This window comes from Staphylococcus sp. EG-SA-14 (genome assembly GCF_017151935.1).
In the GTDB taxonomy this organism is placed as follows: domain Bacteria; phylum Bacillota; class Bacilli; order Staphylococcales; family Staphylococcaceae; genus Staphylococcus; species Staphylococcus aureus.
This window is the reverse complement of sequence record NZ_JACVZM010000003.1, coordinates 1-23,539: the sequence shown is the minus strand read 5'-3', so window position 1 is coordinate 23,539 and position 23,539 is coordinate 1. Positions and strand designations below refer to the sequence as shown.

20 protein-coding genes, 1 riboswitch and 1 other annotated feature are annotated in these 23,539 nt (G+C 32.4%); all 20 genes read right to left on the bottom strand.

Features of this window, described 5'->3' with window-relative positions; genetic code table 11:
- Positions 1 to 7: 7 nt before the first annotated feature.
- Positions 8 to 616, bottom strand: coding sequence for an NUDIX domain-containing protein (locus tag IDG63_RS03545; RefSeq protein WP_086095878.1), 609 nt, complete (start codon positions 614 to 616; stop codon positions 8 to 10).
- Between the two features lie 141 nt (positions 617 to 757).
- The gene (gene rplT, locus IDG63_RS03540) at positions 758 to 1,114 is read right to left on the bottom strand and encodes a 50S ribosomal protein L20 (protein ID WP_001138360.1); all 357 of its coding nucleotides are present in this window, start codon (positions 1,112 to 1,114) and stop codon (positions 758 to 760) included.
- 46 nt (positions 1,115 to 1,160) lie between these two features.
- Entirely contained in the window at positions 1,161 to 1,361 is a 201-nt protein-coding gene (rpmI, locus tag IDG63_RS03535) for a 50S ribosomal protein L35 (protein WP_001125540.1), read from the bottom strand.
- Positions 1,362 to 1,389: 28 nt separating this feature from the next.
- The gene (infC, locus tag IDG63_RS03530; RefSeq protein WP_001791162.1) at positions 1,390 to 1,917 is read right to left on the bottom strand and encodes a translation initiation factor IF-3; all 528 of its coding nucleotides are present in this window, start codon (positions 1,915 to 1,917) and stop codon (positions 1,390 to 1,392) included.
- 28 nt (positions 1,918 to 1,945) lie between these two features.
- Positions 1,946 to 2,071 (bottom strand) — a sequence feature (ribosomal protein L20 leader region).
- A gap of 74 nt (positions 2,072 to 2,145) precedes the next feature.
- Positions 2,146 to 3,639: an amino acid permease gene (locus tag IDG63_RS03525; protein WP_000049154.1), complete on the bottom strand. Its 1,494-nt coding sequence runs from the start codon at positions 3,637 to 3,639 to the stop codon at positions 2,146 to 2,148.
- Between the two features lie 144 nt (positions 3,640 to 3,783).
- A riboswitch (Lysine riboswitch) is annotated at positions 3,784 to 3,959 on the bottom strand.
- Positions 3,960 to 4,064: 105 nt separating this feature from the next.
- Positions 4,065 to 6,002 carry a threonine--tRNA ligase gene (thrS, locus tag IDG63_RS03520; RefSeq protein ID WP_000435132.1) on the bottom strand — a complete coding sequence of 646 codons (1,938 nt, stop codon included), beginning with the start codon at positions 6,000 to 6,002 and terminating at the stop codon, positions 4,065 to 4,067.
- A 198-nt stretch (positions 6,003 to 6,200) separates the two neighbouring features.
- Positions 6,201 to 6,323: a hypothetical protein gene (locus IDG63_RS03515; protein ID WP_001790562.1), complete on the bottom strand. Its 123-nt coding sequence runs from the start codon at positions 6,321 to 6,323 to the stop codon at positions 6,201 to 6,203.
- 92 nt (positions 6,324 to 6,415) lie between these two features.
- Entirely contained in the window at positions 6,416 to 7,336 is a 921-nt protein-coding gene (dnaI, locus tag IDG63_RS03510) for a primosomal protein DnaI (protein ID WP_000808621.1), read from the bottom strand.
- Positions 7,336 to 8,736 (bottom strand): replicative helicase loading/DNA remodeling protein DnaB, encoded by a 1,401-nt coding sequence (locus IDG63_RS03505; protein ID WP_000533493.1) that lies wholly within the window; start codon positions 8,734 to 8,736, stop codon positions 7,336 to 7,338. The genes dnaI and IDG63_RS03505 overlap by 1 nt, the downstream gene beginning before the upstream one ends.
- Complete coding sequence (nrdR, locus tag IDG63_RS03500) at positions 8,737 to 9,207, bottom strand: transcriptional regulator NrdR (protein ID WP_000650082.1); 471 nt, start codon at positions 9,205 to 9,207, stop codon at positions 8,737 to 8,739.
- A 210-nt stretch (positions 9,208 to 9,417) separates the two neighbouring features.
- Positions 9,418 to 10,443 carry a type I glyceraldehyde-3-phosphate dehydrogenase gene (gene gap, locus IDG63_RS03495; protein ID WP_000106141.1) on the bottom strand — a complete coding sequence of 342 codons (1,026 nt, stop codon included), beginning with the start codon at positions 10,441 to 10,443 and terminating at the stop codon, positions 9,418 to 9,420.
- A gap of 169 nt (positions 10,444 to 10,612) precedes the next feature.
- Positions 10,613 to 11,236 (bottom strand): dephospho-CoA kinase, encoded by a 624-nt coding sequence (gene coaE / locus IDG63_RS03490; RefSeq protein WP_001127167.1) that lies wholly within the window; start codon positions 11,234 to 11,236, stop codon positions 10,613 to 10,615.
- Between the two features lie 15 nt (positions 11,237 to 11,251).
- Positions 11,252 to 12,124: a bifunctional DNA-formamidopyrimidine glycosylase/DNA-(apurinic or apyrimidinic site) lyase gene (mutM, locus tag IDG63_RS03485; protein ID WP_001114452.1), complete on the bottom strand. Its 873-nt coding sequence runs from the start codon at positions 12,122 to 12,124 to the stop codon at positions 11,252 to 11,254.
- Between the two features lie 15 nt (positions 12,125 to 12,139).
- Entirely contained in the window at positions 12,140 to 14,770 is a 2,631-nt protein-coding gene (gene polA, locus IDG63_RS03480) for a DNA polymerase I (RefSeq protein WP_086095892.1), read from the bottom strand.
- 293 nt (positions 14,771 to 15,063) lie between these two features.
- Positions 15,064 to 16,551 carry a hypothetical protein gene (locus IDG63_RS03475; protein WP_000849439.1) on the bottom strand — a complete coding sequence of 496 codons (1,488 nt, stop codon included), beginning with the start codon at positions 16,549 to 16,551 and terminating at the stop codon, positions 15,064 to 15,066.
- 498 nt (positions 16,552 to 17,049) lie between these two features.
- Positions 17,050 to 18,711 (bottom strand): two-component system histidine kinase PnpS, encoded by a 1,662-nt coding sequence (pnpS, locus tag IDG63_RS03470; RefSeq protein WP_015445861.1) that lies wholly within the window; start codon positions 18,709 to 18,711, stop codon positions 17,050 to 17,052.
- Positions 18,711 to 19,415: a response regulator transcription factor gene (locus IDG63_RS03465; protein WP_000080029.1), complete on the bottom strand. Its 705-nt coding sequence runs from the start codon at positions 19,413 to 19,415 to the stop codon at positions 18,711 to 18,713. The genes pnpS and IDG63_RS03465 overlap by 1 nt, the downstream gene beginning before the upstream one ends.
- Positions 19,416 to 19,804: 389 nt before the next feature.
- Positions 19,805 to 21,073 (bottom strand): NADP-dependent isocitrate dehydrogenase, encoded by a 1,269-nt coding sequence (gene icd / locus IDG63_RS03460; protein ID WP_000123164.1) that lies wholly within the window; start codon positions 21,071 to 21,073, stop codon positions 19,805 to 19,807.
- A gap of 48 nt (positions 21,074 to 21,121) precedes the next feature.
- Entirely contained in the window at positions 21,122 to 22,243 is a 1,122-nt protein-coding gene (locus tag IDG63_RS03455; RefSeq protein WP_000829165.1) for a citrate synthase, read from the bottom strand.
- Between the two features lie 238 nt (positions 22,244 to 22,481).
- Positions 22,482 to 23,539, bottom strand: a 1,058-nt coding sequence (locus tag IDG63_RS03450) for a transposase (RefSeq protein WP_142354856.1), incomplete at its 5' end; no start/stop codon positions are given.

The window sequence follows — 23,539 nt, the reverse complement described above, 5'->3', positions numbered from 1 at the left end:
CGTTTGATTATAAATCTTGAAGGATTAATGCGCTCCACGTTTCGAAATCATCATATGACTCTATGATGCCTTTTTCAACCCATTTTATTCGTAAAGTATCTGTTTCTTTAGCTTCTACATCATTCGTACTTACAGTGATTTTAAATACAACACCAATATGTACCTTGCCCACTTCATTATTATCGTCATTAATAAAACCGATATATTCCATATTTTGTGAATCTTGCTCACTTAAACCTACTTCTTCTCCTAATTCTCTCTGTGCATTAACTCTCAATACTTCGTTAATAGATTCTGCTCCTGGAACATCATTCATATGACCGCCTACACCTATTGAAGATTGTCCATGCAATCGAGCTTCTCCACCGCCAGATAATCGTTCATACACTAATATCTCGCCATGCTCATTTTCAAGTAAACAATAAGAAATGAGTTGTTTATATGATGGATCCTCTTCCATATCGCCGCGTCGCTTAACTTCATATTGACTTAGCGCATCAAAAATATTTTGACCTTCTGGTTTATTCTTATTTAAAAACCCATTGAAAGTATTCTTTTCATTATTAAAAATAATTTCTCTAGGTACTACAATGATTTGTTCATCAAATTTAGACATCGTATAAAACTCCTCACTTTAATGTTTGTTCTCTTAAATGCATTTTAGCAAATATGTCATATTTTAGCGATTAAATGTGGCATTTTGCTTTTTAAAAAATAAAAAAGAGATGACAATGCCATCTCTTTTTTATAAGTGTTATTATTTTAAAGCATCTTTAGCTTTAGTTACTAATTGAGCAAATGCTTTTTCGTCAGAAATTGCGATTTCTGATAACATTTTACGGTTAATGTCGATACCAGCTTTTTTCAAACCGTTCATTAAACGTGAGTAGCTCATTTCATGTTGACGAGCTGCTGCGTTGATACGTGTAATCCATAATTTACGGAAGTCACGTTTACGTTGACGACGGTCACGGAAAGCATATTGACCTGATTTCATTACTTGTTGCTTAGCTACTTTGTATAATGTATGTTTTGAACCGAAGTAACCTTTAGCTAATTTAATCGTTTTTTTACGACGCGCTCTTGTTACTGTTCCACCTTTAACTCGTGGCATAAAAAATTCCTCCTTAGGTAATTCCTACCGATTTCTGTATTTGTTCTTATTTTTTGTATGCTAATAATTGTTTTACACGTTTCATATCGCTCTTAGACACTAATCTAGCTTTACGTAATTGACGTTTTTGTTTAGTGCTCTTGTTTGCGAATAAGTGAGATGTGAAAGCTCTTGAACGTTTTAATTGACCTGAAGCAGTTCTTTTAACACGTTTAGCTGCTCCGCGGTGAGTTTTCATTTTTGGCATAATATAAGTCCTCCTGTAATAGCTTTAATTATTTTTCAGCTGTTGGCGCTAACATGATAAACATTTGACGCCCGTCCATTTTAGGTTTTTGTTCAACTGTTGCTATATCTTTGCATTCATCTGCATATTTTTCTAGCACACGTTGACCAATTTCCTTATGCGTAATGGCACGCCCTCTGAAACGAATAGATACTTTACATTTATCGCCTTTAGTTAAGAATTTACGTCCGTTTTTCAACTTAGTTTGGAAATCATGTTCCTCAATTGTTGGACTTAAACGAATTTCTTTAACATTGATAATTTTTTGTTTCTTTTTCATTTCTTTTTCTTTTTTCTGTTGTTCGAATTTGAATTTACCGTAATCCATAATTCTTGCAACTGGTGGTTTCGCATTCGGTGCAACGACCACTAAGTCTAAATCTACACGTTCAGCCATTTCTAAAGCTTCACGCTTTGATTTAACACCAATTTGTTCACCATCTTGACCGATTAAACGTAATTCTTTTGCACGAATTTTGTCATTGATTTGAGTTTGATCTTTTGCTATGGTTGACACCTCCAAAATTTTTACGAAATTTGCACCAAGCAAAAAGGAAGAGCAGGTATAAAATACCCGCTCTTCCTTATACACAGTTATGTGTAATGTGATTAACCTGCCAACTGCTTTATGCGTCGCTACAGGTGAGAAGCGGGTGCTTCTACTTGGTTCGTTTCGTATTCAACGTTGTTAATCATATCAACAATTCACATTTAAGTCAACACTATAACTGTAATTATTTTTATTTTAACCTTTTATTTCATCCATTGACACGTCTTGACGTAAATCTACTTGTTCTAATGGAATTTTTTTCGTTTTATATCGAAGCTTATGATAAATAAAGAATGCTAAAAATACTGGGATTCCCATATACGTAATTAAGAAGCGACTAAAATTAAAATCTCCTGTTTTAATAAAGTCAACATCTTGACCAATAATTACTACAATACATAAAAAGCCAGCAAATAATGGTCCGAATGGGAATAATTTAGCAGTATATTTTAATTTAGATTTGTCATAATTTTGTTTATCAAATGCTCTTCTAAATCGATAATGACTTACTGCTATACCTACCCAAGCAATAAAACCAGTTAAACCACTTGCTGCAACGATATATTCGTATGCACCTTTTGTAAGGCTTTGTAATACGAAAATTATCACTACAATGATTGCTGTAACGAGTAACGACATATATGGCACACCGTTTTTATTTGTTTTACCAAATGCTTCAAACGCTAATTTATCTTTACTCATTGAATATAGCATTCGAGTTGAAGCATACATACCTGAGTTACCTGCTGATAACACAGACGTTAAAATAACTGCATTCATAAATGATGCTGCAAACGCAAATCCAGCATTTTTAAACACTAATGTGAATGGAGACGTTGCTACATTATCACTACCACCCATTAATGCACTACTATCATAAGGAATTAACATACCGATAACAAAAATGGCTAAAATGTAAAATAATAAAATTCTCCAGAATACTTGTTTAATTGCTTTCGGCACAGCACGTTCAGGATTTTCTGATTCACCAGCCGTAATACCAATTAACTCAGTACCTTGGAATGAGAAACCAGCGATTAAGAATACACCTAGAATTGATAATAAACTTCCTCCTAAGTTGCCACCAAGAATAGGACCTTCACCTTTATTAAATATTTCGAATCCTACAACATGACCACCCATGATTCCGACAATCGTTAATAAACCAATTGCAATGAAAACAATAACTGTAACCACTTTTATCAATGCCAACCAGTATTCACTTTCACCATAGACGCGAACTGATAACGAATTCAGACTAAAAATTATAACTAAGAACAACGCACTCCATGCCCAAGCGGGTATGCCTTGCAATGGTGTCCAATATTGAATGACTTGTGCTGCAATCGTAATATCTGCTGCTACAGTTACTACCCAGTTAAACCAATAGTTCCAACCAAGCGCAAACCCTAAAGATGGATCAACAAATCTTGTAGCATATGTACTAAATGAACCTGATACTGGCAAATACGTAGCCATTTCGCCAAGTGACGTCATTAAGAAAAATACCATTATTCCGATAATTGCGTATCCTATTAATGCACCCAAAGCACCTGCATCATGAATTGCTCCACCAGAAGTTACAAATAAACCTGTACCAATACAACCCCCAATCGCAATCATAGAAATATGACGATCTTTAAGTCCCCTTTTGACAACATTGTTACTTTCATTTTGAACTTTTGACATATAAGCTCCCTTTCCATGTTTTAGAGGCCAAGAAATAAATAACCTTTATTCACTTTCATACCCTTTTTTACAGAACATAGTGATATTAAAAGTAAAAAAGTGGCTACATACCTTTAAGATATGCAACCACTTTGGCAATTATCTATATAAGGTAGCACATCACATTCTGTGACAGTACAGTTCCTATTCGAAAACTGTCCCAATAGATATAATTTATGGTTTATATCTATTTCGGCATCTTTACCTTTCACTTGTTCAACTTATGTACCATAAATACTTCTGACAAGTTACTAATTAAACATGCAACCTCTAACTCAATTTAATATTTTAACTAACTTGTAATATACAGGATTCATCACGCATAATCAACCCTGTGAAACTTGATACGCAATAAAAATTTCAAAGCATTTTATTGCGACAACTGTCTATCTATGTTTTTTTAAACGAATTTCATCAACTAGATTCCAGATAAATTCATCTTTTTCAACTGTTTCTTGGTCTTGCGATCCATATTGACGCACATTCACTTGATTATTTTCAACTTCCTTATCCCCAACTACGATTTGATAAGGTATTTTTTGCATTTGAGCTTCTCTAATTTTATAACCCATTTTTTCATTACGGTCATCAATACTTACACGAACGCCTTGAGATTTCAATTCATCTTGTAATTGGCGCGCATAATCATAATGTAAATCAACGTTAACTGGAATGATTTGAACTTGTTTTGGCGCTAACCAAGTTGGGAATGCACCTTTAGTTTCTTCAGTTAAAAATGCTACAAATCGTTCCATTGTTGATACAACACCACGATGAATAACAACTGGACGATGATGTTCACCATCTTGACCAATATAAGTTAAATCAAAACGTTCTGGTAATAAGAAATCAAGTTGTGCTGTTGATAATGTCTCTTCTTTACCCATCGCTGTTTTAACTTGAACATCTAGTTTCGGACCATAGAATGCCGCTTCACCAATCGCTTCTTCGTACGATAAGCCAAGCTCATCCGCTGCCTCTTTAAGCATATTTTCAGCTTTATTCCACATATCATCATCATCAAAGTACTTTTCTTTATCTTCAGGGTCTCTATAACTTAATCTAAAGCTATAATCCTCGAAACCAAAGTCTTTATACACATCAATAATCATGTTTACAACGCGTTTGAATTCTTCTTTAATTTGATCAGGTCGAACAAAGATATGTGAATCATTTAAAGTCATACCACGAACACGTTGTAATCCTGATACAGCACCACTTGCTTCATATCTATGCATCGTTCCTAGCTCAGCGATACGGATAGGTAATTCACGATATGAATGTGGTTTATTCGCATAAATCATCATATGATGTGGACAGTTCATTGGACGTAATACCATAGATTCAGTTTCATCTAACTGCATTGGTGGGAACATATCTTCTTGATAGTGATCCCAGTGACCAGATGTTTTGTATAAATCAACATTAGCAAGTACTGGTGTATAAACGTGGTCATACCCCATGCTCACCTCTTTATCAACAATGTAACGTTCAATTTCACGTCTAATTGTTGCACCGTTAGGTAACCATAATGGCAAACCAGCACCAACTAATTGGCTATTTGTGAATAATTCTAACTCTTTACCAATTTTACGATGATCACGTTCTTTACGCTCTTCTAACATTTGTAAATGTGCTTTTAATTCTTTTTTATCAAAGAAAGCAGTACCGTATATACGTTGTAACATTTTGTTGTTACTATCTCCACGCCAGTATGCACCTGCTGTAGATAATAGTTTAAACTCTTTAATTTTAGCTGTTGATGGAACGTGAACTCCACGACATAAATCAGTAAAATCACCTTGACTATATAATGTTACATTTTCATCTTCAGGAATCGCGTCGATTAATTCTAATTTGTATTCATCATTGCTGAATAACTCTTTCGCTTCATCTCGTGAAACCACTTTTCGTTCGATTTTCATATTTTCGTTAACGATTTGTTTCATTGTTTTTTCAATTTGTTCAAAGTCATCAGATGAGATGTTTTGGTCAATGTCGAAGTCATAGTAGAATCCACCTTCTATTACAGGACCTACACCAAATTTAACATTACCATATAACCTTTTAATCGCGTGTGCCATTAAATGTGCAGTAGAATGACGTAATACCTCTAACGCTTCTTCACTACCTGGTGTCACAATTTCAATTGATCCATCAGTTTCAAGCGGTTTAGTTAAATCTACAAGTTGCCCGTTAAATTTGCCGGCAACAGCTTTTTTACGTAATCCAGGACTAATTGATTGTGCTATATCTTCAGTAGTAGTACCTTTATCAAACGCCTTTTTATTACCATCTGGAAATTGAATATTAATTTGTTCCATGTTAAACCCTCCTATTTGCTTTATAAATACTTTTATCTGACCTCGTTAAAAAATTGAACAACAATCATCGTTTTAACATTAAACCTATTAACAATAAACAGGGAATTTATGACACCAACAAACATTTATGTCTGAAAAAAAACAAAAAATCCCGCCCCTATACAAGGGACGAGATCGTCGTGGTACCACCCTAGTTATCTAATACAATTTATGTATTAAATATCTCTGCTTAAGATAACGGTCTTGATCCGGGTATTCATTACAAATACCATAAATGAAGTAGTAATCATCTAATTTATTAACCATATTCTCATCAAACAATGGCTTTCTGTGTAATATTGATTAGATCATCTTGTCTTCAATCATTTAAACGATTTAGATTTGTATTCATTATACACCAATCATTTTAAAATTCAATTGTTTCTGAAATTTTCTCCTGATAAAAAGTATGGTGTTGACAAAGATTTGACACGTTCAATAATACGTGCTGCTTTAGTCTTCTCTTCACCATCACGAGTCATCGCTAAATGATGTTCCAATTCACTATAGTCAAAATTAGAACTAAAGAATGTTGGTAATTCATGAACCATTCGATAATGTAGCAAAGGTCCAATTACCTCATCTCTCACCCATGGAGTCACTTCTTCAGCCCCAATATCATCAAGCATTAAAATGTTTGCTTCTCTTACGCGATGTAATTTCTTTTCAAAAGAACCATCTTTAAAGCCACCTTTTAATGTTCTAATAAATTCCGGTAAATAAATAATTGTCGAACGTACCTTCTTAGATTTGAGCTGATTCGCAATTGCACCTAGAATAAAAGATTTACCTGTCCCAAATGGACCATAAAGGTAAAGGCCTTTCACTTGTTCCCCATTAGTTATTGCTGTACAAATATCATCTGCTGCCATAGCTACATCAAGACGGTCTCGATGATTCATATAAATATCTTTCAATTTGGCATTTAAAGTATCTCGTTGCATATGATGAGATGTAATTAGCTCAGCTTCAAAGCGTTCTTCGTCGTACTTGATTTTACATGGGCATTGTAAATAGCGTATTTTAATTCGGTTATTATCAACATATAACTCAGGCACATGCCCCTTTACGAAATTTGGACAATCAGCAAATTTATGACCGTCATAATGTTTTTGTTGATCTTTATACTCTTGTAACACATTTAAGTCTTCATCAATCATAGCATTCGTTAATTCAGCTCGATGCGCTTCCAAAAATTGCTTAACATCTGGGTCATTGATTACTTCTTTTTTTATCTTTTCTATTCTTTTTTCAAAGTCCTGCGACGTGTTAATTATACTTTTAAATTGCTTCATTATTGACTGTCCTCCTCCCATTTTTTAGATAATTTATCTAGAAATGCTTGTCGATCTTGCTCTAATTGTTGATCATCTACGCTATTATCTTTAGCCGAATCTTCTTCACTAGGTTTATCTCTATTTTCTAACCATTTAGGTGTTTTTTCTTTTGAAATACGATTACGCTGCCCAAAGTATGAACCACGCTTTTGGTAATTTCCGCTAGAACCCTCATTTTTAGGTTGATTAACTTTTTTAGCGTAATTATATGCTTCTTTAGCTGTCTTAATACCTTTTTTCTTCCAATTTGATGCTATTTCTAAAATATACGCTTTAGGAAGTTTCATATCTTCTTTTAACATGACAAATTGCAACAAAATATTAATGACGCCAAAAGACATTTTTTCACGTTCAATTAATTCTTCAACCATTGTCTTTTGCGATATAGTTGGTTCTGATTCAGACCAAGAAGCTAACATATCAATTGGACTCGTTTGTTCAAGTAACTCAAACCATTCATCACTTTGTGGCTTTGGATTCACTTCTGAAGATTTGCCCGTCGAAGATGATGTAGCAGGAGATTTCACCTGTAATTTAGGCATTTGATTTTCGTGTTCCATTAAGTAATACGAGCGTGCTTGTTTACGCATTTCTTCAAAGGATAACTGTTGTCCACTTGTAATTGAATTTAAAATAACATGCTTCATGCCATCTGCTGTTAAACCATATAAAGTCGCGAGTTGTGTTATTAAACGCTTTGCATCTTTGGTAACAATGTCTTGACTAATAAAATGTTTACCTAACATTTGTCTCAACATTTCAAAGTCAAAAGATTCATTTGATAAATCGATACCTTGGTACGGTTCATTAATCGGAATATCACTTGTATCGATATCTATTTTTGTAGACGGCACTTTAAAAACATCAGTAAATTGTCTTGTTACCTGTTTAAATTCACTCAAATCAATTTGTTGATACTCAAAGTATTTCTTCAACTCATGAAATCGACGATGCTCGACTTCACTATATAAAAAGATTGACAACATTGGATCATTAAAAAATAAATGTGCTGAAGGCGGTTGAATTAATTGGTAAACAAATTGTGTTTCTTGTTCATCATGTTTGACAAACGCCTTTAACAATCCAATCGCTTCAAGTAAGTCCATTTGTTGTCTAAACTCTAGTAAATTAATTTTAAGTTCATTCATAAAAATATAATGAGAAAGAATCAATGTTTCATTATGACTTTCTTTAACGAATTGAGTCATAAAATGGTATAAACCCACTGCTTGTGTTCCAATTAGCGGTGTATACAGCCGATTCAATACCTCTAAATGATTCGTATTTAAATCAAAGTGTTGCATAACTTTGAATTGATCCTTTGGTCTTAAGCCGAATTCGAAGGCTTGTCGTCCCATTTAAGCATCACTCCGTTTGTTTTCGCTTAAAATCCCTTGCATCGATGCTAACAATTGATCAACATCTTTAAATTCTTTATAGACTGATGCAAATCTAACATATGAAACTTGATCAACATGCATTAACAAGTTCATAACGTGTTCACCTATATCTCGTGAAGACACTTCCGTATGACCTTCATCTCGTAATTGCCATTCAACCTTGTTCGTTATGTCTTCAAGTTGTTGATATCTAACTGGTCGTTTCTCACAAGAACGCACAAGTCCATTAAGTATCTTTTCTCTTGAAAACTGCTCTCTTGTGCCATCTTTTTTCACAACTATAAGCTGACTAACTTCGATATGTTCAAATGTAGTGAAACGTGTTCCACAATTTTCACATTCTCTTCGTCTTCGAATGGCATTTAATTCATCGGCATGCCTTGAATCTACAACTTTAGATTGTGTAGAATTACATTTCGGGCATTTCATTACATCACCCTCTTTATTTTGATTATGCCTAATTATACTATAAATCTAGAGATGAAAAAAGAATCCCTCAATTTAATTCATTTAACCAAATAATGAAACAATAAAAAACATTATATCGTTACTTATTAAGTAATTTGCATGACAATATTATTGTATTAAAAAATAAAAAACCTAACTCCGAAGTCAGAGTTAGGCTATAAATTAATTGTATTAACTTGCACTTACAGTTTCTTTTGATGTCAAAAGTGCTCCAATTTGCTCAGCAACATCTACAACTCTATTTGAATAACCCCATTCATTATCATACCAAGCAATAACTTTTACTTTATTCCCTGACATGACCATTGTTGATTTTGCATCAATAATAGCTGAATTTGGATTAGTATTAAAATCAACAGACACTAGTGGTTGATGTTCGACTTCTATGATACCTTCTAAACCTGCATTTTCAAAAGCTTGGTTTACTTCTTCTGCAGTTACTTCTTTTTCTAAATCAACAACTAAATCAACGAGCGATACATTCTTTGTTGGTACACGTAATGCCATGCCGTGTAATTTACCTTCTAATTCTGGTAATACTTCTTTTAAAGCTTTCGCCGCACCAGTAGAAGTAGGAATAATGCTTTCATTACATGAACGTGCACGTCTTAAATCTTTATGTGGATTATCAATATTTTTTTGGTCATTTGTAATAGCGTGAACAGTAGTCATTAAACCATTAACTATTCCAAACTGATTATTTAAAACTTTTGCAACTGGACCAATGCAATTAGTAGTACATGAAGCATTACTAAAAATGTCAAATGCTTCTATATCTAATTGGTTATCATTTACGCCTTTAACTACCATTTGAACATGTCCACCTTTTGAAGGACCAGTTAACAAAACTTTTTTGGCACCTGCTTTAATATGTGCGATGGCTTTATCACCATGATTAAATTTACCAGTTGCATCTATAGCAATATCGATATCTAATTCTTTCCATGGCAAGTTTTCAGGATTGCGATCAGCAACCAATTTAATTTTATGATCTCCAACTTGCAATCCATTTTCAATCGGTTCAACTTTTAGATTATATTTTCCATGTGTCGTATCGTAATTGATTAAATGTGCAATTGTTTCGGGTGGATAACTAGCATTTATCGCTACTACATTTAAATTTTTATTTTGTAATGCAATACGTAATACCATTCTTCCAATTCTACCCATACCATTAATTGCAATATTCGTTGACATTAAAAGCACCCCTTGATCTTTATGTGTTATACTTTATGGAATTAGTATAGCATATTATATGAAATTTGAAAGCGTTTTCCGTTGATTTATTTATCTTTTTTATAAAAAATAGTCATTACTTACATACATCAACGCGTACGTAAAGTAATGACTTATTTATAGTGTAATATTAATCTTCTTCTCCGTAATTCGGCTTTTCAATATAACCTTCTTCTTCTAACAATCTCTCAAGGTTTTGTTTTAATTCAAGTTTATCCCCTAAATTATCGATAACATGATCGGCCATTCGGCTTTTTTTATCAATAGAAATTTGGCTATAGACACGTGCTTTCGCATCTTCTAATGACAAATTATTACGTTGCATTAAACGATCCATTTGTATACTTTCAGAAGTGTATACAACCCACACTTCGTCTACTGTATTTTCCAATTCATTTTCAAATAATAATGGAATATCCATGATTACATTATATCCTTGTTTTAAATATTCTTGCTTTTCTTCTTCCATAATATCTCGCACGATAGGATGTATGATAGCATTTAATTCTAAGCGTTTTTCTGGATGATTAAACACTAGATCACCCATATAACGACGATTCATCTCACCATTTTCATCAATTGCTTCATCACCAAAGACTTCTCGTACTTGAGCTAAACCTTTACTCCCCTTTTTAACAGCTTCCCTGGCTGCTTTATCAGCATCTACTACTTTAAAACCGAATACGGATAAGAGTTCTGATACTGTTGATTTTCCTGAGGCGATTCCACCTGTTAGACCAATAACTTTCGGCATAATTTCACTCTTTCTTTATTTTTGACATACTGGACAATAATGACTATTTCTTGTCGCGATGATTTTTGTTTCAATTTGACTTCCACACACTTTGCATACCGGCTGCTTATATACATTAAGATGCAATTGCATCTCACCAGTTTTTCCATCAGCATGACGATAATCTGAAATACTTGTACCGCCATATTTAATACCTTCTTCTAGTACTTCTCTAACATAATAAAAAACCATTTCTTGTTGTTGGTGTGTTAAGTCTTTTACTTTTTTATCTGGTAAAACACCTGCACGAAACAACGCTTCACATGCGTAAATATTTCCACAACCTGCGATTACTTTATGATCCAAAATCACTTGTTTGATTGGTTTATTCTTATTAGACTGTTGATGAATTCGATTTAAATAATACGTCAATGCTTCATTTGAAAAAGGTTCAGGCGCTATTTCTAAAAATGAAGGATAAGATGCTACAGACGCAACATTTCTAATTTCTCCAAAACGACGTATATCTGAATAAATTAACTTTTTGTCATTTGACAACTCAAAAATAACATGCCAATGCTTACGATAATTAGGTATCATAATATCTTCAAGTTCATCTACAATGAAAAAACCGCCCGCCATACCTAAATGACTAATTAATGTACGTTGTTCTCGTTTATTATCTAGCTGAAAAACGATATATTTACTTCTTCGTTCTACATTTGTAATGGTATAGCCTTCCGATAAAGTTTTAAAAGTATCTAATTCAATTCCTTTTATAATTGTTTCCTTGCCTTGAGCTTTACCTTCGATTACTTTATCCGAAAATATAACGTGTTCAATTTTTTGATTTATAACGTAGGGTTCAATTCCTCTTTTTACATGTTCTACTTCTGGTAATTCGGGCATACCATTAACCTCACTTTATTTTGCATCATACCAAGTTGCACCATAACTTGAGTCTACTTTTAATGGAACATCTAATTGCAATGCATTTTCCATTATCTCTTCTACAAATTCACTAAATGAATCTACTTCTGACTTAGGTACTTCAAAAATTAATTCATCGTGTACTTGTAATAATAGTTTAGCTTGATATGTTGTCTCTTTCATTTTTTGAGCAAATTTAACCATTGCCAGTTTAATGATATCTGCAGCACTGCCCTGTATTGGCGTATTCATAGCAGTACGTTCAGCAAAGCCGCGTAAATTAAAGTTACGACTCGTAATATCAGGAATATAGCGTCGACGATGTAGCAATGTTTCCACGTAACCTAAAGCTTTGGCATCTTTTACAATATCAGACATATATTGTTTTACACCTGGGAAACTAGCTAAATAATCATCAATGAATGCTTTTGCTTTTTTACGAGTAATACCTAAACTTTGACTTAAACCATAATCACTTATCCCATAAACAATTCCAAAGTTAACTGCTTTTGCTTGACGACGCATTAAACTATCGACTTGATCAGCTTCTACACCAAATATTTTCATAGCAGTTGCTGTATGAATATCATCGCCGTTGATAAATGCTTCTTTCATACTCTCATCTTGTGTAATGTGTGCTAATACACGCAATTCAATTTGAGAATAATCTGCTGATAATATAACGCTATCTTTTGAAGTTGGTTTAAAGGCTTTTCTTATTTTACGCCCTTCTTCAAGTCTAACCGGAATATTTTGTAAATTAGGATCTACACTTGATAAACGTCCAGTTTGCGCTAAAGTTTGATTAAAACGTGTATGGATACGTTGATCATCACTAATTACCTTTTGCAATCCTTCAACATAAGTAGACTGTAACTTAGATAATTGACGATATTCTAAAATATAATCAATGATAGGATGTTCACCTTGCAATTGCTCTAAGACATCTACAGCAGTAGAATATCCTGTTTTCGTCTTTTTAATAACAGGTAATTGTAATGTCTCAAACAATACAACACCTAATTGCTTAGGAGAATTTATATTAAAATCTTCACCAGCTGCATCATGGATATTTCGAATCAAGACGTCTAATTTTTCTTGAATTTCTTTTTCCATTTCTTCTAAATCATGAACACCTGTAAATATACCAATTTCTTCCATTTCACTTAAAATCTTAGCTAGCGGTAGCTCTAAATCAGCCAAGAGTTCTACCTGATTGTATTCTTCTAATTGTTTATCCATATTTGGTTTCGCAAAGTAAATTGCATCAGTAATAGAAGCAACATATGGATTTAAAACATCATCTTCAGGTACCTTAAATTTCTTACCTTTTCCATATATACTCACATCGTCTTTCACAAAACTTTGACCGTACAATGAAACAACTGATTGAACATCACTAATCGTACGAGATGGATCAATTATATAACTGGCCAACATAATATCGAAAGAAATATTTTGAATATCAATCCCCAATCTATGTGATGCTACATATGTTTTTTTAGCATCATATACGACTTTTTTCGAATTCGGATTTTCTAACCATGAAACTAGTTCGACATAATTATTTATGTCATCCGCATTAATTACAATATGTTTCTCACCTGTAAATAAAGAGAATTTTAAAATATTATTTCGCAAATAGTTACCACCGTCTAATTCGAAATGGATGGCCGCTTCTTTCAATGAAGTAAAATCAATATTATCAAAAGACGTTTCAATTTCAAATGTCTTTTCTATTGCATCTTCAACGCTTGCTGATTGATCAATGTCAGCCAACAATTGTTTGAATTCTAACTTCTTAAACAATTCGATTTTTTCTTGTTGTTCATCTTGATGAGTCATTAACGTATCTTCAAGTTTTACTTCAATCGGACTATCTACATTAATCGTTGCTAATTCTTTACTCATTAATGCATCTTCTTTGCTATTTTGAAGTTTTTCTTTTAACTTTTTACCTGAAATTTCATCTAAATGTTCATAGACACCTTCTACTGTGTCAAATTGGTTTAGCAATTTTATTGCTGTTTTCTCTCCAACACCTGCAACACCTGGTATATTATCAGAAGTATCTCCCATTAATCCTTTCATATCAATAATTTGATTAGGTGTTAACCCGTTGTATTTTTCCGCAATAAAGTCAGGTGTATAATGATCAACATCAGTAACACCTTTTTTAGTGTAATAAATGGTTACATTATCCGTTGCAAGTTGTGTTAAATCTCGGTCTCCCGTAATAATAATTGTCTGAAATCCCGCTTTATCTGCTTCTTTACTTAAAGTTCCGATAATATCATCTGCCTCATAGTTATCTAATTCATAACGTTTAATATGATAAGCATCTAATAATTGGCGAATATAAGGAAATTGCTCACTTAGTTCAGGCGGCGTTTTCTGGCGTCCACCTTTATATTCACTATATTTTTCATGTCTGAAAGTCGTTTTACCTGCATCAAACGCTACTAAAAAATGATTTGGCTTTTCTTCTTTTAAAATCTTCTCTAGTAACATTGCAAAACCATATACTGCATTGGTATGAATGCCTGCTTTGTTTGATAACAAAGGTAATGCATAAAAAGCTCTAAAACTTAAGCTATTACCATCGATTAATACTAATTTATTCACAATTTTAACCTCCAGAACTAATTTATATATATTTTAGCATATTCGACTGTGATGTCGTAATTAAAGAAACTATCTCATAGAGTATTTATACACGACCTAATTTCAAATAAAACAAGTGCCTATATAGACTTAGCTAAAAAATAAAAAAGACATAATCATGATTGTTCTTGATGAGCACTCCATAAAGTCAGGTTAAAAGTCCAACTTTTGAGATGCACATTATCATTTCATGATTATGTCTACTTTTTAATATTTTTATGCTGCTATTTTAAATTTTTATAGGTAAGAATAAGTTATGAATCGTCTGAACCAAATGGAATATATTTAACTTTGGTCATTTTCGGTAATTCTTCATAATTATTAAACCACTCTTGGTAATTTTTATTGATTGGTGACGGATGATGCATATAATGTTCAAACGGCAATGATTCCACTGTATAAACCTCTTGTCGTGGATGATCTTTAATTTGTTGTTTTAATAACTGAACTCTTTTTTCATGTTCATAATGAACATAAATAAATGCACTAAGATATATCACAGCTAAAACTAGTGATGCACCTTTAATAAAATTAACATTGATTGACTTATATTTCCGAAATTCTTTTAATAAAATAATTAAAATGATTACATGTATCGTATAAACAATCAAAAAATTACCTGGTTCTATTGGAGTAACAATGACTAGTGTCGACGCCGAAACACATATTGCAATAAGTAAGGAATATAAAGTGATTTGTGTTTTACGATCATTAATAGACAAATAAATACCTACAAATATCGAAAACGCAAAGTAACCACATACAATTACGTTCACAAAACCAACCAATCCAATATCTGTATTTTTATTTAATAAAAACTGATTGTAAAATAGTAAATAATAAAGCGGTAAAGTGATAAATCCTATCATAATGATACGACGCTTTAATATTGTTAAATGTACATACCGATCACTTCTAAGCAGTAGATAAATAATAAGCGCTGCAATCATACTTAAAATTATAATCTGACTGAAAATGACACCATATGGAAGTGACGTTGATATCATTTCTGCAAATTTTGAAAAGATACCTTGATTATTTGAAACTTGTTGATATTCTGATCCTTCAAATAAAATTTTGCGATAATTTGGATTGGAAAACATAATGATTGTACCTATAGTAGCAATCATAAATGAAAACAATAATTTATAATTAAGTGTTCGATTTGCAGTAAATTCATATAGAAAAGCTAAAATTAAAATGATACAGTGGAATAATGTCACATTCTCCATAAATAATTGACCGAAGAAGCATAAAACATAGAATAGTACAGTAACACTTACCGGCTGCTTTTCTTTATATATAATTGCATTAATACAATAATAAATAATAAAGAGTGAAATTAGTGTTGATGTCGCATAATTATAAAATCCTGCAAACCAGCCATATGTATCTGCATAAATAGCACTTGGTAAAATTAACATTAAAGAAAATGCTAACAAATAATAGCTTGTCCACGCTTTACAACGTGTAATGTGCATAATCATCCAAATGATGCCCATACTAATGAGACCATATGAAAGCCAACGTAACCAGCTTACATGTACAGCTATAATTTCAAAGATATTTCCGATATAGCGACCATTAAGTGATGCAAATCCTACTTTTAAAATATCAGTATTATAATTGCTAAACCATTGTAAATCATCGTGCATGAGTGGTAGTAAGATACCCATAAAAGTATAAAACAATAATATCGCAATTAATATCAAAGTTGTCTTGTGTAATTGAATTGTTTTCACTTTGCTAATCCTCAAATCTAGTTAAATTTTCCTCAACTTGTAGGTCGAAAAATTAATTCAATATTTTTAATGTATTTCTAATTTTCACCTATGCATGTTTCCTCAATCAAATTAGATAAATAAGGTATTTAATATTACTTTCAACAATTTATCTAAATCGCCCCTCGTCTTTTTCTATGACGAATGATTACACTTGTCTATTCAAGTGTTTAAATTAAGATTTATTTCCGTTCAAATAAAACTTATTACTTTTTAATTAAGCATCTATTTTAAGCGCGTTACTAAAATTTCTTTATTATAATAAATATATTATAAAATTGCTTGATTCACAACAATCTATTACTTATAACTTACAAATCGACATATACAAATGACAAAATTGACAACCGAATTTATTCCACTTCATTAACTCTAATTTAATACCAATAGAGATTTGAACGAAATAAAAAAGCAGCAACAACTTCGTGAAAAATACACGCGCTGTTACCACTTTAATTTTTATTCTTTATAATCTTTTAGAATAACTTTGAACGTTGAGCCTTTGCCAACTTGACTATTCACTTCAATATTGCCTTGGTGGGCCTCTACTATATGCTTTGTAATTGATAATCCAAGACCTGTCCCACCAGAATCTCTACTTCGTGCTTTATCTACTCTATAAAATCTTTCAAAAATACGTTGTTGGTCTTCTAATTTAATACCTATACCAAAATCTTGTACTTCGAAAATGACACGAAAGTCATCTCGATACACACGAACGTTAATATCTCCATCTTCATAAGAATAGTTAATTGCATTCGTTAACAAATTCGTGATAACTTGAGCAATTTTACTTTCTTGTGCTTTAACAATGACATCTTTTTCAATATCAGTATGAATGGAAATATTTTTTTGATTGGCTTGAGTCATCATATTATCAATAATACGCCGCGTTAAATCTGATAAATTCATATAGTCTGTATCTAACTCTGTATGTTGCTCAATATGCGATAAATCTAACAGATCTGTTACTAAAGATTCTATTCGATTTGATTCTTTTAAAATTATGTTTAAAAACATGTCTAATGATTCCGCATCATTTTTTGCACCATCAATAAGCGTTTCAGCAAACCCCTTAATTGAAGTAATAGGTGTTTTTAATTCATGTGAAACATTTGCTACAAACTCACGTCTTAGATTTTCAAGTTGTTTCAGATTTGTTATGTCATGCATCACAACTAAAATCCCTTGCAAACTTTTTTGAGACCTAGTTAAAATCGGAACGCATGAAATATCAAAGTACTTGGCATGGACTTGGTTTATTGCAACTTCCAATTGTTCATAAATAGGTTTTTCAACTTTAAAACTTTCTAAAATTAATTGCTCAATTTCAGTATTAACATAACCGTGATAGCCTACTTGTTCAATATTATGCGAGATGTTGAACTGTTCATAATACGCTTTATTTGCAACAACGATTTTTCCATTTCGATCTATCATTAAAATAGCACTTGGAATATTTTCAATCGTTGTTTTTAAACGGTTGGATTGAATTTTTTGCTCATTATTAAGCTTTTGAAGGCGTCGTGCTAAATCATTGGTAGACACAAAAAGCGCTTTAGTTTCTACAACATTACTTTCAGGTACACGTATGTGATAATAACCATTTGCCAACAATTGTGTTGCATAAGTAACTTCTTGAATGGGACGGATTAATGTACGCTTAAAACTACGGCTTGCAAAATACAGACAAATGAGTACAACTAAACATGTCAAAATAAGATATTTCCACAACGTCCAATGCATTTCTGTAATATCGTTATTGTAACCTTTAATCCATACATGATAACCGTTAACCTTCTTATTAAAAATAAAAACGTCCCTTTTTTGAATATAGCTATCACTATTTGGGATAGCTTTCAGTTTGCCACTACTAAACACCTTTTTATCATGCTTAGTTATCAATAAATCTATATTTTGCTGTTTTACAATTTCTTTAACTTTATCAATCTCATTATCTTGGACTAAATAAATATATGATCTTGCATCTGTTGCTAGAGCTTGTTCGTGTTTTTCTGATAAAACATATGTGATGGAAGCGTGAATAATAATGCCTAATGTAACAAAACTGATAATTAATATACTGCTTATCAATAACATTAAGCGGTGGTGAAACTTCATCATTGTTCTTTAGGTCTTTCCAATTTATAGCCTAAGCCACGCACAGTTTTAATAAGTTGTGGCTTCTTAGGATTATCTTCTAATTTATCTCTTAAATGACTGATATGTACATCGACAATTCTTGAGTCTCCTGCAAATTCATAATTCCATACCGTATTTAACATATGTTCTCTCGTAATGACTCTGCCTTGTCTTTCTATCAAATAAAGCAAGAGTTCAAATTCTTTCGGTGTTAGCTCCAATAACTCATTATGCTTATATACTTCAAAATAATCGGGTCTAATACGTATCGATCCGATGGTAATATCATCATCAACCTCTTCTACTTCTTTTACAAATTGAGAACGTCTTAAAATGGCTTTCACACGGGCAACAACTTCTCTAGGTGAAAAAGGCTTAGTCATATAGTCATCGGCACCTAATTCTAAACCTAATACCCGATCAAATTCATCATTTTTCGCCGTTAACATTAATATAGGGACTAAATTTTTATTTGTTCTTACAGTCTTACATACGTCAATGCCATCTTTTTTAGGTAGCATAACATCTAAAATAATTAAATCTGGCTGTTCACTTTCTACCTTTTCTAAAGCCTCATCACCATCAAATGCGACAACAACTTCATAACCAGCTGTTTCTAAGTTATATTTAAGTAATGTTACGATTGAATGTTCGTCATCTACTACCAACACTTTTTGCGACATGGTATGCCTCCCTAACTTATAATTATATTTACATTATAACCGAACTATTTATAAAAATAACATCCTACACATTATCTTTACACATTTTTTACATTACTTTACATATAAATAAAATACTTCTTATATTTCCTTCTATCATTTGCATGACTTACTCTGGGACAACGAAATAAACTTTTTGAAAATATCATTTCTATGCCACTACCTATGCATGAGTTTTACTCATTTATTCCTAATCTTATGTACACAATCGCTTTGTCTAATGTGTAAGAAACACTATATAATCAATCATTAGTTACTCTTTATTATTTCTATCCTGTTGCCAACTTCAATTCATTTAAAAAGGCGAACCTAGCAATTAAAGTTGCTAGACTCACCTATTTTTATTTTGCTTATTTTAAATTTTTAATCAATTCATCTGCAAATGCTGATGTAGAAACTTCTTCAGCACCATCCATTAAACGGGCAAAGTCATAAGTAACAACTTTTGAAGCAATTGTATCTTCAATTGAATCTGTAATCTTATCTGCCGCTTCTTGCCATCCTAAATGTTCTAACATTAATACAGAACTTAAAATTACTGAAGATGGATTCACTTTATTTAAACCTGCATATTTTGGAGCTGTACCATGTGTTGCTTCAAAAATAGCATGACCTGTTTCATAATTAATGTTTGCACCTGGCGCAATACCAATACCACCAACTTGTGCAGCTAAAGCATCTGAAATATAGTCACCATTCAAGTTCATAGTTGCTACAACATCATGCTCAGCTGGACGAGTTAAAATTTGTTGTAAGAAAATGTCAGCAATAGAATCTTTAATGATAATCTTGCCTTCTTTTTCAGCTTTTTCTTGAGCAGCATTAGCAGCATCTCTGCCTTCTTTTTCAACAATTTCGTCATATTGTTGCCAAGTGAATACTTGATCACCAAATTCAGATAATGCTAAATCGTAACCCCACTGCTTAAATGAGCCTTCTGTAAATTTCATAATATTACCTTTATGAACTAAAGTAACTGATTTACGGTTATTATCGATAGCATATTGTATAGCTGCTCTAACTAATCGCTCAGTTCCTTCTTTAGAAACTGGTTTAATACCAATACCTGAAGTTTCTGGGAATCGAATATTTGTCGCACCCATTTCGTTTTGTAAGAAGTCAATTACCTTTTTAACTTCTGTTGTACCTTCTTTAAATTCAATACCAGCATAAATGTCTTCAGTATTTTCACGGAAAATAACCATATCAACATCTTGTGGACGTTTAACAGGTGATGGTACTCCTTTAAACCAACGTACCGGTCTTAAGCAAGTAAATAAATCTAATTCTTGGCGTAAAGCCACATTTAATGATCTAATACCACCACCAATTGGTGTTGTTAAAGGTCCTTTAACAGCAATTAAATATTCTTTAATTGTATCAAGTGTTTCTTGAGGTAACCATTCACCAGTTGTATCAAATGCTTTTTGGCCAGCTAGCACTTCTTTCCATTCAATGCGTTTTTCGCCATTATAGGCTTTCTCAACAGCAGCATCTATAACTCGGCTTGCTGCCTTCCAAATATCCGGTCCAATTCCATCACCGATAATAAATGGGATAATTGGTTCATTAGGTACGTTTAATCCTTCAGTTCCTTGAGTAATTTTTTCTGCAGTCATAGTTATTTTACCTCCAAATTTTACATCTTCATTTTTAATTTGTATTGATTATTTTCTTTCTTCAAGCGGGATATACTTACGATTCGTTTCGCCAATATATTTCGCTCTAGGACGCATAATTCTATTATCTTTATATTGTTCTAAAATATGAGCAATCCATCCTGCAGAACGACTTACAGCAAAGATTGGCGTGAATAAATCATGAGGTATTTCCATACAGTGATAAACACTCGCACTATAAAAATCAACATTAGGAATTAATCCTTTTTCTTCTGCCATACGTTTTTCCATTTTCACTGACATTTCAAATAATTCTTCACGACCAGCATCTTTCGTAATTTGACGGCTCATTTCTCTTAAATATTTCGCTCTAGGATCACCATCTTTATATACACGATGACCGAAGCCCATTACTTTATCTTTATTAGCAAATTTTTCATCTAAGTAAGCATCAACATTTTCAATTGACCCAATCTCAGATAACATCGTCATAACTTGTTCGTTTGCACCACCATGTAATGGCCCTTTCAGAGAACCTACGGCTGCTACAATACCTGAGTACATATCTGACAATGATGATACCGCACAACGTGCTGTAAATGCAGATGCGTTCAACTCATGATCAGCGTGTAAAATAAGTGCTTTATTGAAAGCTTCCACTTCTATATCTGTTGGTAATTCCCCACGTAACATATATAGGAAGTTTGCCGCATAACTTAAGTCAGGATTAGGCTTAAGTGGGTCTTTATCTTGTCTTACTCGAGCAAACGCTGTAACTAATGATGCTACTTTAGCCTGTATACGCATTGCTCTTTCATAACGATTTTCATCTGATTCATTTTCAGCATCAGGATCGAAATGTGCAATATATGATAATGACGTACGTAATGCTGTCATTGGATGCACGTGATCTGTAACATACTCCTCAAAATGTGTATACACACGAGGATTTAATGTCATGTATTGATTTAATTTCCCTTTTAGATGAGCAAGCTCTTCTTCGTTTGGCAATCTATAGTTCCATAATAGGAAAATAACTTCTTCAAATTGCGCATTTTCAGCTAGATCATCAATATCATAGCCGGCATAAGTCAATTGACTTTCAATAATTGAACTTATTTTAGTCTCCGCTGCGATAACCCCTTCTAAACCTCTTTGTAATTCTGCCATGATAAATTTCCCCTTTACTGTTTCTTTATGAAATGGCTTTCAACTAATATTATAGCTAAACGCATTTCGTTTGTGAAATATAAAAACTGGCATTATATGTGCAACAATTTTTTTGTAAATCTATGTAAATGTCACAGAATAGCCACAAATAGCACCATTAAAGCTTTTTCAAGATGTGAATAATCCATGAATTTTACAATAGAATTAAATTTTCAATTGGGCTTGGGACATTAAGTTCTTAGGCAATGTAAAAAAGCTGATTTCTATTAATTATTTGATAGAAATCAGCTTTTTTGATATGTATTTTATAATGTACAGCTCGTTGAGCTGCTATTTTCCTTATATTAAGTGCCATTAATACAAAACCTAGCTCTCGTTTAACTTTATTTATTCCTCGAACTGACATTCGAGTGAAACCCAAAATAGCCTTCATAAATCCAAAAACAGGCTCTACATCAATTTTTCTTTGACTATAGATTTTTTTCGTTTCTGGTTCAGAAAGCTTTTGATTAATTTGGGCTTTAAAGTATTCCCAATTATAATTCTTCATGATTTTCTTATTGGATTTCGAATTTGGTTTCATGCATTGTTGCCTCAAAGAACATGCTGAACAGTCATCGCATTCATATAGCTTGAAGTCACGTTTAAAACCATATCTATCATTACGGTATGCATATCTTTTAAAACCTATTCTTTTGTTATTAGGACATATAAATTCATCATTAAGTTCGTAATATTTCCAATTTTGAGTGTTAAAAATGTCACTTTTAAACTTTCTCGTTTTATCTTTAATAAACATGCCATACGTAATAAGTGGCGTTTTATTAAAGTCATCTATAATAGCCATATAGTTTTGCTCACTACCATAACCTGCATCAGCTACAATATACTCTGGTAAATAACCGAAGGTATTTTGAATCATTGTTAAAAATGGAATTAATGTTCTAGTATCTGTTGGGTTTTGAAATAGGTCATAGGATAAAACAAATTGAGAATTTGTCGCTATTTGTAAATTGTATCCTGGCTTAAGTTGGCCATTTTTCATATGGTCTTCTTTCATTCTCATAAAAGTTGCATCATGATCAGTTTTAGAAAAGCTATTTCTATCTTTAAGAATCGATTTTTGCTCTTCATATTTACTTTTTCTTTCAGAATAATCATCAAATTTATTTTTGAACTTCTTAATCTCAGTTCTTTTTTTACGGGTCTGTTTTCTAATTTGAGCACAATCTTCGTTCTCAATAGAATGATTTAAATCTTCGATTTCTTTATCTAAATGACTACCAATTAAATCTA